The sequence below is a fragment of the Pseudomonas putida genome (assembly GCF_025905425.1).
GTDB classification, from domain to species: Bacteria; Pseudomonadota; Gammaproteobacteria; order Pseudomonadales; family Pseudomonadaceae; genus Aquipseudomonas; species Aquipseudomonas putida_AF.
Genome location: NZ_CP109603.1, coordinates 3,460,605 through 3,472,246, shown reverse-complemented (window position 1 = coordinate 3,472,246; position 11,642 = coordinate 3,460,605). Strand labels below are relative to the sequence as shown.

The following is an 11,642-nucleotide window of genomic DNA, read 5'->3' as shown; positions in this document are numbered from 1 at the left end:
CGACTGACAGGCTCGAATATTTACTGTAGAGCCGTCACCATAAAATTCCTTCAAGAAAAGGGAGAGATGTTCGTGGATTCAGGCAACGTTTCGGCCATTATAGGCGCAAGTGCGGGCATAGCTGGCGTCCTGCTAGGTAACTGCTTTGTGTTGGTCAAAGAGTGGTGGGCCCAGCGGCAGAAGGGGAAGCGGGATATTTCGTACGCCAGTATTATTCTTATCTCTCATCTAGACCGCTTGGTTACGGAATGCCTGGAAGTCGCTCGTGATGATGGAACAGTCTACGGGGAGCCGACAGGAGTGGCTGGCCAACGCGAGCCCGTCAAGGCGGTGCCTATTTTCAACCCATTGGACATCGATATCGATTGGCGGCTGCTACCAAAGGATTTGATGTACTCGATCATTCGTTTGCCCGACCAGCAGGACAAGCTGCAAGGCCTGCTGCGTGCAATCAATGAGTCAGACTATGATCCACCGGATCACCCCGAGTATTTTTGGAATAGGCGACACGGCTACGCGAGATTGGGGGTGCAACTGGTTGAAATCATCAAGCAGCTAGCCAAATTCGCGGGGTTGCCCTACGAGCAGCCTAAGCAAGGGGAGTGGAACAGGGACTACGAGCTTGAGTGCACGTTAGCGCGACTTAGAGCGCGAGGGCATTGAGCCCGAACTTCCCTTAGCATTAATCATTTTTTAAGTGGGTTTCGTGATTCGCTAGTCGCCACTGGAGCTCTCGGGTATATCGCACGCGTGCAGTGATGGGATCATGAAGTACCTAGTCGTCAGTCTATGCACTTCATGATTTCAGATTCTGCTTGTATGAGGCTATCAGGGCAAATACTCGGGGCAGCCGTAGGAGAGGTAAAACCTGCCTTGTTCCTCAGCGCGATTGCGGCATTGAGTTCTACCGGGCTGAGATGAGATAAGCTGATTTTCAGACCGAATTTATTGAATACGGCTTCCAACGTCGCGAGAGTCGGATTAATGCTATCTGCCTCCAGTTGCGACAGTGCCCGCTTCGAAATACTGCTGGCCCTGGCAAACTTCTCCTGGTTCACCCCCAATGGATTTTCACGAAGGCGTTTAACGGTGCACCAAGTGTCAGCTTGCCTTGGGCGACTTCATCGGCCACGGCTAGAAGTAGACCTTGCGTTCTTCCATTGTCATTTCGCTCACATTAACGCCCTTCAGGCCGTAGTCCTGCTAATAGCGGCATGCCCCTCGCGTGGCGCTCGTTCTCCCATAGCTTCCTTACAGATTGCCGAAAGCGCAAGCGTTAGACCTAGCAATGCGGCTGTGACAGCCAGCAGTGCAATTTAATGCGCTGTAGCTGACTGCTTGGCTGGTGTTGGCGCGTTTAAATGCGCTAGGCCAAATGATGGGGCGGTTGAGCACAGAGTTTTCAGGATACTGTGAAGCAGAGCTCCGTTTGTAAGGCCTGCATAGGCTGAGGACTCAGTGGTCTGCGCGGAGCGCTGGCACCAATGCCCCGAGTGGCTTGCTCCAGCTCCGGCATACCGCCATCGCGCTGAAGGCCTTCAATTTCTGAGCGAAGGTGATCAATGAGTTCGATGCTAGGTTTGCCGGATTCCAGGCTCAAAGTGAGCGTCAGCAATGTCAGGGGCCTTAGCTCCAGTCGCCGGCTGACCTGGTCGAGCTTGTCCAACGTCAAGCTGGATCGTGCGCCTTCCAGCTTGGAGAGAAAAGTGCGACTGGTATCCCCGAAGTCCCGCTGCGAGATGTTTCGCTTGCTGCGCAGCGATCTAAGTACCGTGGCGAACGACGACTTCAGTGACATGGACGGCTCCTCCGATTGTGCTTTTCTTTAGTGACCTCCAGGTTGAACCCGCTGCTAGAGCGGCCCGCACTCTCCCATGCGAATTTGCGAGAGCGTGCCGGTAGTCGCAGGGCGGCCTTACGCTGAGGCACTGTTGATTCATACAGTATATGCCGCTAAGCTCGCAATGAGAACATTTGTACTCCTATCGGCAGCGAGCGCTATGAGCAACCCATATGATACCGTCGATGACTGCTTCGCCTTCTTTTCGCGGGAGGAGTTGCTGCAGCAGCATTGTCTTCTGCTTGAGAACGAACTGGCGGTGATGGGGGAGGAGTTGACCGCTTCCCGTGAGAAGATCGCAACGCTGATACTGATGTGGACGGGTCTTAAAGATGAGCTTCGGCATGCAGAAGAAGAGCTCGATCAAGCGAGATACCAGCTACAGATGGGCAGCCCAGGACATTAGCCAGGGCTTGCGGTAGTGCGCTGCGGCTAGTGGCTTTCTGATTTCAGTGCGGCTACGATCATGCGCTTCAGGGAGGAGGCGCAATGAGTCAGTACCTTTTGAGTTTTGCAAGGCAGAATCTTGAAGGGCGCACTGACGCTTACCTCGTACTGCTCTGGTGCATGTATCAGGCGAAGCAGAGCAAGGGTCGCTATTCTGACCACATCAAAGCGCACATCACGGCGGCGGCTGACGACCTGCTGGGCCGTGACTACCAACGGATCGCGGCACGCTTCAAAAAAGCCCTGGATAACAAGCCTGAACTGGATCGCATACCGCCATCTGGTCTGGGTGCTTTGGATCACCTTCGGGTCAAAAACTTCCGGGGATTTGGTGAGTTTGGCGCAGACGACCAAGGCACCATCATTCGCTTCAGTAAGCTGAAAAATATCTTCTACGCACCCAACGGTGGCGGTAAATCGTCCCTGTGTGAGGCGTTGGAAATCGGCACTACGGGAGATATCAAAGAAGCCGCCAGGCGCAAGACTAAGGTCAGGCAGTACATCGCGCGAGGGGATATCAGGCCCAAGCTCATGCTCGTGGGAGCGGACAAGCTCAAGGTCGAACCCAGTATCAGTTGGTCAAGCTGCTTTATCGACCGCAACCGTCTTCAAGAATTCTCGCTACTGGGATCGAAGGACACTGGCAGTGGCGAGAGCGATGTCCTGGCCACCCTGTTCGGATTGGAGGAGCTTCAGGAAGTCATCTCTCGGTTCGTCCGACCAGAAAGCTTCTCGCTCAAAGCTTTTCTGCGTACCGAACAAGCCGAGGCGCTAGACGTCCTGGAGCGTACCCGAATCAAGCTCCGCCAATTGAGGCGCAAGCACAGGGCAGATCTTCAATCATCGATCTCCGAGAGTTGTAGGTTGCTAGGGCTACGCGCCGATCAAGATTTCGATGTTCGTCCGAAGGTCAGGCGTCTACGTGCAACGATCGAAATGCATATCCGTGAGGCTGCGCGCCTGAGAGCTGCCAGGGCCCCATTCGCTGTTCCGCTCAAGCAGGTTACTCGTGTCTGTGCCATCGCCGAGCGCTTGCTCCATCGCAGAGCCGATATCGACAGAACATTTGTCCTGAGGGCCAACGATGTCAATTATCGCGCCGTCTTTGAAGCATTGGAGGCTGTAGAGCAGTTGCAGGTCGCACAGACCTGTCCCGCCTGCCTGACGCCTCTTGACCGAGTGGTAGTGAACCCTTTTGAGAGGGCAAGAGAGCAGATCAAGGCACTGGGAGCGCTGGATGCCCTCAAGCGATCCAGGCAGCGCAATGACAGTCGAATTGCGCTTTGGGCTTCAAGAATCGCTACCGGAATTAGCGCGTTGAAGGACAATGAGCATGCCGGGATTCCCTGCCCGCTAGACCTGGATGAGCTAGAGGCGGTGCTTGCAGAGTTTCATGCTGCCACGGATCGCTCGCAAGTGGCGCCATCCGTTCTCGACTCGTTTCTGAAGCTCACCGCAGGCACTACCGATCAGCTTGATGTCTACTTGCGCGCCTGCGAACGCAAGCGCCGGGTGGCTAGCCAAGCAATAACCCAGGCCGAGCGGCTCGAAGCGCGGGTAGTGCAGCTCAAAGAGGTTGATGAATTGCTCAAGCAGCAGTTCGATAGAAAAAAGCAGGCGTTAAGCGATTTCAAGACCATCAACGACCAGATGCCAGGCCTCCTCAAGCAAAAAGCGACCTTGCTTAACGATGCAGTCGATAACAGCCATTTCAACCAGTTGCTCAAGGATCTAGAAGCTGAGTACCGCACGCTGTACCGCGACCTGTTGGATTATAAGCTGGAACTGGAAAGGACTCGTATCACAGGGATTGAAGCCAAGGCTGCCGAGTACTATCGCGCGATCAATAACCATGACGACGAGCATGAACAGATAGCGTCGTTGAGCTTCGACCGACAGGCGGATAGCTACCGGATCAAGATCACCAACGTGGATGGCTCATTGCTTGATGCGTTTGCTGTACTCAGCGAGGGGCATTTGCGTGCGCTGGGGCTGTCCATCCTTCTGGCGATGGCTGAGAAGAACAATTTTCCGCTCATTGTCTTCGACGATGTGGTCAATGCCATCGACACCGAGCACCGGTCAAACATCATCGATCTCTTTTTTACCGATGCGTACCTGCGCCGGATCCAAATGGTGGTTACCACCCATGACCGTCTGTTCTGGGAGCGTTTCTGCATCATTGCCGATCGCCACCCGCAGAGTGACCAGCACAATAGCCATGTGCTCAGCTACACCAATAAGGGCATAGTGGTGGTGGATCACGCAGGTGGCTTCCAGAAAAAAGTGTATGTGGCGCTGTCGCTCTTCGATGTCCGCCAAGCATTGCTGTATTGCCGTATCTGGTTCGAGTCCATGGTGCTTGAGTTCTGCATCGAGAATGGCGTGAAGGTCACTGCCAACTTCAACCGATCCCAGCTCAAGAAGAGCATGTACCTGCAGGTCAGCCTGGAGCACACCTTCACGTTGGTGGAACCCTTCATTTCCTATGACCTGACCCACTTCAATTTTATCAAGAATGATCTGGTCAACTGGGGTGGTCAGAACCAGGAGCATCACGCTTTCGACGAGGGTAGCCTCAACTTTGTGCACTCCAAGACCAGTGGCGAGGTCTTGCGCATCTACGATGCGATCCGTTTTCTGGAGTGCCAGCTTTTCACAGCAAGAAAAAAGGAGTCGGGGGTGAAGTACCTTACCGAGTTGAATGAGAAGATCGAGAAGGGGCGGAGAAAGCTGCCAGGACTCGCCAAGGCTCCGGTGGAGGTGCAGAGAGAGCATCAGGCGGCATTGAAAGCGCTGGAAAAGCGTGCCGAGGAGATCGACCAGGAGCTTCAGTTCATCGAGCGTTGTCTGTTGAGTGTTGCTCAGCGCGACCAGGCTAGCGAGGCAGCCGGTTGACCCACCGACTTTAGGCGTTGGTCAACGTTTGTCTGATCAGCTTCAAGGTTCCGCTTTCGCCGAAGACTTATGCCACCGGCAACCTGGCTGTGAGAACGGTTTCACGGGGCATCATCCTTGCGTTTTCGTGTTTCGGCACTATAAAGGCGCTCTTCTATATCACGGATCATTCGGCGCATGCCCTCAAGATCGCTAGCCGTCTGATCTTTAGTGTTAAAATGTTGGCGGAATGTAAGGTCTTCCAGTGCATTCTTGGTGTGTTCCAAGTCATCCTTGATTGTCTGAAGTGCTTCGTGCGAATCCGGAGTGGACAGAAGTTTGTACTGCTCGTCGACGTAGTGCCATATCGACTCGGGCCTGCGATGACCAGTCTTAGGCATCACCGCTCGGGCAACATTCTCCTTGAGAGTTGGGGTGAGCTCGGCCATAAGCTCGGGTTTTTTTTGGAAGCGGAGAAGGAGCTCGGCCTTAACCTCCCGGCTTATAAACCTATGACGAAACATTGAAAGGCAGACTTTTCTGTCGTCCAGTTCAGCGTCTATGCACAACCTGTCAAATTCTTTTGTCAAGGAAGCTTTGATTAGAGGTGAGCCATCCTTGCCGAGAAGGATGTTGTTAGGTGGTGTTGAAAGTTTTTTGAGAGTGATCAGATGATTTACGAATTCTTCACGATCATCGAAGTAAGCTTGCAGTGTCACCGCAAGTCCCATGGTGACTGTTAATCGACGGTGTATGCTCTGGTGTCGGGTCTTTTTTATTGGCAAAACAACGCAAAGTGTATTCATGATGTTTGAGTTATCATTAAGTGGCATCTCCTCCAGTTCTTCAGGGCGCAATCCGAAATTAGTCATCATGTTAATCGTGAACATGCGGCGACTATAAAGGTACTTCAAGATCGCCATCATGTTTTTGTTGGATGATCCATCGGGCTTCAGTGAACGCTTGATTAGCTTGTGATAGCGTTGAAAAACTGCCGCTCTTAGCTTTGCGATGTATTTGTCTGGAATAGGGAGCTTGTCGTTTAAAGGGGGTTCCTTAGTCACGAGGTCTGTATGCCAAAGGTATTTGCGGTTGCTGTAGGCGGAGTATCTAAATTCAATGATTACACGAGGCTGGTCAGTCGCTTCGCCAATCAAAGGCAGGTGGTTGTAGGGAGGGTGATTCTGTTGTATCCAGAGCAGAAAGTTTAAGCTGATTTGCTGGATGGAATAAGTTTGATTGGAAAGTCGAGCGGGGCGAGTAGTCTGGGTAATTCCAGGTTTCGTTTCGTTAGTAAGCTCTCGCGAAAATATTTTAAAGTATGCATCGCTGAGATCATAAAATGATATGTTCCGAGTAAAACAAAAGCGTATTAAGTGAGTGATCAATGTTGCGTCGGTTTTTGCAGACTCTTTGCCAGAACTGCTGAGCGCAATTTCCATGAGCCAAAGGTTCACCAGGTGGCAAGGCGTGCCATTAGGCCAAAACATCAACGGCAGGGATTTAATTTTTGAGTAAGTGACGATGTGCTGTTTGGTGCGCATCGTAGGCGAAGCGCCAGTCGGTAGTTTGATGTCGTTTAATAATCTATAAAGCTGCGCCATTACGGTTTGCCTCCCTGAATGACCTGGAGGACTCCGCCCTCTCGGGCCGCATGTGAGGTGATGTGAGCGTATTTAACGTTAGTAATAGATATGAAATTTTCTATCTTTGCTTCGAGAAGGCCGGATAGTGATGGTTCTTTGAGTAGGGAGCGAATAAATTCATACGCATCTATGTAAGCCATGCCGCATAAATGAGCTTCCAATAAGGCTCGGTTTTCCAAATCCTTTAAATTTCTTTCTCCCTCAACAAGCCTTGCTTTAGCTGCGGTTTCATGGTGCGCTAGCGTTCTCAACTCTTTGAGGTATTCCCAGGTATTTGGATAGTGATGCGGCGTGGCAATGCTCCGGTGCTTTACGGTGAACGCCTTGATGGTGTTGTACGCCTTTTGAGTGAAGCACCCCTTGATGGCGAATGCTAGGAATGTACGAAGATCAGACAGCGCTTCAACTTCAGCATCATTGGGCGTAATTTCATGCGAAATGATGCGATTGAGCCAGTCTAGGCGTGCCTCAATGTTATCCTCGGTCGAATTGGTCATCTTGCAATCCTTCGAATTTGATGGCGAACTCCATGGTTGTCAGGGTGCCATCGGAGCTTTTGATCTCTGCAGTGTACACTGTGCTTTTGTATGTGCCATCCCGCTGCAGCATGTTGAGGAAACGAATGAAATTCTCGTGACCCAAGCTTTGCAGCTTGGCGACACCAAAATGCTTGCATACATGAGCGTAGAGTGCCTTGAGTCCCTCGTGCCCTTCTGGGACGACTTGACCTAGCTCCAGGGAGACCAGCAGATCACTAACGCATTCGCTTTCATATTTAACGCTTTCAGGATCGTCATGTGAGAAGGCGGTATATTCATCAATTTGATCTTCGCTAATGTGGCCGGCAGCATAGCCCAGAGTCCGACGTAATTCGCCATTGTGATGCTTATACATCACCAAGAGGAAGAATTTTCGCATTTCATGAACTCGAATCTTCCATGGTTGTCGATTTTGGTCACGAGGAAGGTTGAGAAGTAGGCAGAACGTATCGATGGCAGTATTAAGTGTTTCTCCCAGAACCTTACCTCTCGATGCCGCAATGTAACGGTGTGGAATATAGAAAAGGCGATCTATCATAGGGCCGTCTGTATCACCATAAATCTCTCGTAGCTTACTTGACATTAACTGCAGTAATTGGACAGCTCGGGCGACAAGAAATGGAATTGGACGCTTAATGATCTGGCGTTCGTCCATAACACCACTTTTGCCCAAATGTTGAACTAGAAGGGCACCTCCATCTTCAAACTCGGAGTCCAGGCAGTCGAGCTGGAGTTTGTGTAATTCTCCCTCGCGAACGGGCTTGCACATGCCAATCAGAAGTGCGCAGGCACCGTAAAATGCTTGATGAAGAGTCTTGAGTGAAATACCCTCTTTGATGTTGAGTGTACGAGATTGAGAGGCGAAAGAAACTACGTTGTAGCGTTCAAATAGAGAGACGCCTCCAAACTCAAGAGATGCGGGCCACTTAAGTCTGTGCAATGTGGCAAGTTTATTTATTTTTCTGGTGCATCGTGTTTGAGATGTCGTTGCCATTAAATGTGTGTACTGTTCGGCAAAAAAAGAAACGGCCTCGACAATTTGATTGCCATATACGATTATCATTTCCGCAGCCTTGTTTAAGGCGCCAAGACCTATTTCCAATGGTATGAGTTGTGTGTGTCCGTTAGGCGCTAGAATTTCATGATGATTTTCTTTAAAAGTTGATTCGGATAGGTAAGGGATTTCGTCTGGTAAAAGATTGTGGGCGGACGCAAAAATACGAAGCTCCTTCCTGTGGGTATACATTGTTCTACGCACAATTGAACTGGGATTGTTTATGGTGCGTCGGTCTTCTGGGGCGAAGAGCTCAACCTTCGCAGGATCAGAGTAATAGCGTAGATCGAACTGATTGAGGAGGTTTGCTATGCTTTGATATCTATCGAAGAGTTGTGAAGAACAGCCAAGCAAGGATTCTAGATACTTTCTTGAAATTACTCGTGCTTTGAGGCGTTTGGCTAAAATGTATGCATTTTGGCTGTTCAACCAATGGGCTGACTGGAGAATAAACTGTTCATCGAGAGGGTTTCGGTTTTGCAAAACTTCCTCTAGAGAAAGGCTGCTCTTGATCTGGCTGTGCAACATCTCCAAAAATCTTACTTCAAGCTTCAGAGTGTTGTTGATCCCTCCTTGGGCGAAGTCTTTGAAGTAGGCTTGCATGTGATCGTCAGTCAGCAAGGCGAAGCCATATTTCTGAGGTTGGAAAACCGGTGTTTTAAGTACAAGCCATCTTGCAAGATTCACAGAGGTGTCGATGACTCGCAGCCATTGCTTGTGCCATCCATGAAAATGCTGAAGATCTCCCATTCTCAAATGAAAAGCTACTCTTTGTATGGTGGATAACAAGCGAATATTTTTCGGTTCAGTCAATAAGGTTCCATCTGGCAAATAGTCATCAAATCGAATGGTCAGTGTTGTGTTTTCCTCATAATTTTCTACGACTACCCAGTGATCACTGCCTATTCCGCCTGATTTCAACCAGTCTGCTGTATAGCTTACGTTTTTTTTAGGCAACAGCTTTCGTGCCCTGTTGATGAGCTCTTCAATTCGTTCATCATCGGTAAGCTTTATTGATTTTTTTCTAGTCATGTCAGTGTTTCCTTTTCGCAGGCGAGCTATCGAGGGGAGTCGGCATTGATGAAAATTGCGTCGTAATAAGAAACCTCTTTCAGCGCTTGATTATGAGCAGCTTTCAGTTCGTCTAAAGAGTCGCCAGCGAAGTTGAGCGCGATTTGAACTTCGTCTTCGCTCGCAGCGTCAATGTCAAGTTCAGCAGCAAGCCGCGATAAGCGCGCAATGCTACACACCGCTTGGTGACTAAGTCCGGTGTCGGCATCAATTCGGATTTGCTCATCTACAGGAAGGGTGGCTACTTTTTTCTCATACGAGTAAAGGGCTGCCAAGATCTCAGGATGTGTATGAAAATGAAGCTCACCCTTAACAGGTTTCTTAAAGTCTGTTTTGCCGCTACTACCTCCCAGCTTTTTTCGAGCAACTACGGCGAAAGGGTCATTGCCCGTGGCCTCATTCAGGATGCGCACGATGAAACGGTGCAGATCGTCTGAATGGAGAAAATCACTTGCAGCTTGCGCCCATGGATGTCCATGTGTAGCAACGACGATCAACTTCTGAGCCAGAATCCTCAGTGTTCGGTTACCGAATCTTCGCACAAGCCACCGTGGCACGTAATTTGATTCAGTTACTTCAATACTGTTTCCCAGTATCATGGAAGTGACAGCAAGGCTACCAGTCCTCAAGAACGTGATGATACCGACAGTCGCACGCAAAACTGAAAGCGACAAGTCTACAGGTGTATGGATTGCATTCAAGTCGACAGCTAGTCGATTGATAAGAGAATTTTTGTCTTTGTTGTTGTTGCTAACCTTATTTGGTCTATTGGCTGGTGTTCTTGAGTTCATGTACAAAAACAAGCGGCGCCAGTTTCGGTTTTTCTTTTTTCTCAGGATGAGGCGCAAGCTGGAGGTGCATTCGATGATGTCGGAGAGCACTTCGCGACTGAGCTTGTTAAAGTGTGCAACTTTTCTGGCGCGTGCCCGTGGTTTGGACACGGAAAATCTTACCTGGCCTTGTTCCATGTCTACCTGGACGTAGCAATCGCCATTCTCCATGTAGAGATCAGCGGAGGCAAGACTATCAGCAGTAAATACTGGGTTGTTTATCACGAGCAATGCGGTGGCTGCATTGCAATCGACCAAGCTCAGAAGCCCTGTCAGGCGACTCACATACTCACCCGACATTTTTGAGTTAATATATTTGTTTGGGCAGATGCTTTTGGCCATTCGAAATAAATCGTACAATCGGCCAGAGCTTACGCCAAACGAGTTGCGCGTTAACTCTTGAACAGAAATGGCGTTAATTTTCCCAGATTCGAACTGATGCTTGGCCAAAGCTAAGAACCATGAGAGGGCATTAGGATTGGAAGGGGAGCAGACATGCTCGCCGCTGTCAGCAATGCCATTGTTGCTTATTACTTTTTCACGCTCTTCAATGGGCAGGGATTCTATGAGAGAGTTACCAATCGCGTGCGTTGCACGCATCTCCTCCCAATATCCTTTGAGGGCGTTTGAAACAATCGCTAAGTTGCTTTCAAGTTCACTTCTGAATCGCGATAAATAGAGATCGTCAGGCTCATCTAGATCCCGTTCAATCATAAATTTTTTGGGCAGAATGTCTTCAGTTGATTTTGCTGTTTTGATTTTTTTGGTTTTATACCCTAATGGTGGGGTGGCCTGCTCACCACTAATGGTGTTCTGTTTTGTATTGGGGATCACAACAGATGGCGCAATGACGCCAATGCGAGAGAGTTCTTTAAGGATCCTCTCTGCAGCACTCCAGTATGTTATTTTAGTTCCAAGGCTTTGATCTTGCCGCTGTAATGCTTTTTCATACATCATTATGATAATGTTTTGCCATGCATTTTTATCGTTATGCGCTGGCCAAAGGTTGGTAGTGAGCGTTGAGATAATTACCTGGAGCCCCCTAAAAACATTGTTGTAGCTGTTGGGGGACAATCTCGCGCATATGTTAATAACACATTGGGCAAACTTCCTCGTTTGCGCAAGTGTGTGGTCGCTGCCGCGGGAACAGGTGTAGGTTTGAGTGCCTTTGACAGCTGCCTCATCCGGCCATTCAAAAATCATCTCTGTGTCAGTGATTTTGCATGTCAGCACGATGGTATTCCTACATCCGTAGCAGGTGGAGGTAAGGCTAGCCTCTCATCACTTGGTGTCAAACTGCGGTGTCAAAAAAATTTGTATCTGCATGATTTATAATGA

Annotated in this window: 8 protein-coding genes and 1 pseudogene; 3 read left to right on the top strand and 6 right to left on the bottom strand. The window is 49.7% G+C overall.

The features are described from left to right. The first annotated feature begins 72 nt into the window (after nt 1-72). Nucleotides 73-663, top strand: a complete 591-nt coding sequence (locus OGV19_RS15445) for a hypothetical protein (RefSeq protein WP_264309571.1) — start codon at nt 73-75, stop codon at nt 661-663. Nucleotides 664-782: 119 nt separating this feature from the next. Here OGV19_RS15445 and OGV19_RS15440 read toward each other — a convergent pair. Together OGV19_RS15440 and OGV19_RS15435 are read right to left on the bottom strand one after the other, a co-directional pair. After that, nucleotides 783-1,076 (bottom strand): annotated as a pseudogene (locus tag OGV19_RS15440) (helix-turn-helix domain-containing protein); the annotation flags it as partial. A 326-nt stretch (nt 1,077-1,402) separates the two neighbouring features. Next, the gene (locus OGV19_RS15435; protein ID WP_264309569.1) at nt 1,403-1,798 is read right to left on the bottom strand and encodes a helix-turn-helix domain-containing protein; all 396 of its coding nucleotides are present in this window, start codon (nt 1,796-1,798) and stop codon (nt 1,403-1,405) included. Nucleotides 1,799-2,000: 202 nt separating this feature from the next. On the opposite strand from OGV19_RS15435, the gene OGV19_RS15430 reads away from it, so the two are divergent. Then, nucleotides 2,001-2,246, top strand: coding sequence for a hypothetical protein (locus tag OGV19_RS15430; RefSeq protein WP_264309568.1), 246 nt, complete (start codon nt 2,001-2,003; stop codon nt 2,244-2,246). 83 nt (nt 2,247-2,329) lie between these two features. Next, nucleotides 2,330-5,185, top strand: coding sequence for an AAA family ATPase (locus OGV19_RS15425; protein WP_264309567.1), 2,856 nt, complete (start codon nt 2,330-2,332; stop codon nt 5,183-5,185). Between the two features lie 101 nt (nt 5,186-5,286). Here the strand turns inward: OGV19_RS15425 and OGV19_RS15420 are convergent, their stop codons facing one another. From OGV19_RS15420 to OGV19_RS15405, 4 genes are read right to left on the bottom strand one after another with little or no spacing between them, the layout of a single operon-like run. After that, nucleotides 5,287-6,768 carry a site-specific integrase gene (locus OGV19_RS15420; protein ID WP_264309566.1) on the bottom strand — a complete coding sequence of 494 codons (1,482 nt, stop codon included), beginning with the start codon at nt 6,766-6,768 and terminating at the stop codon, nt 5,287-5,289. Next, entirely contained in the window at nt 6,768-7,307 is a 540-nt protein-coding gene (locus OGV19_RS15415) for a hypothetical protein (RefSeq protein ID WP_128573714.1), read from the bottom strand. The genes OGV19_RS15420 and OGV19_RS15415 overlap by 1 nt, the downstream gene beginning before the upstream one ends. Then, complete coding sequence (locus OGV19_RS15410; RefSeq protein ID WP_264309565.1) at nt 7,285-9,435, bottom strand: hypothetical protein; 2,151 nt, start codon at nt 9,433-9,435, stop codon at nt 7,285-7,287. Before OGV19_RS15410 ends, OGV19_RS15415 begins: the two co-directional genes overlap by 23 nt. Before the next feature lie 26 nt (nt 9,436-9,461). Continuing rightward, the gene (locus tag OGV19_RS15405; protein WP_264309564.1) at nt 9,462-11,537 is read right to left on the bottom strand and encodes a hypothetical protein; all 2,076 of its coding nucleotides are present in this window, start codon (nt 11,535-11,537) and stop codon (nt 9,462-9,464) included. Nucleotides 11,538-11,642 lie beyond the last annotated feature (105 nt).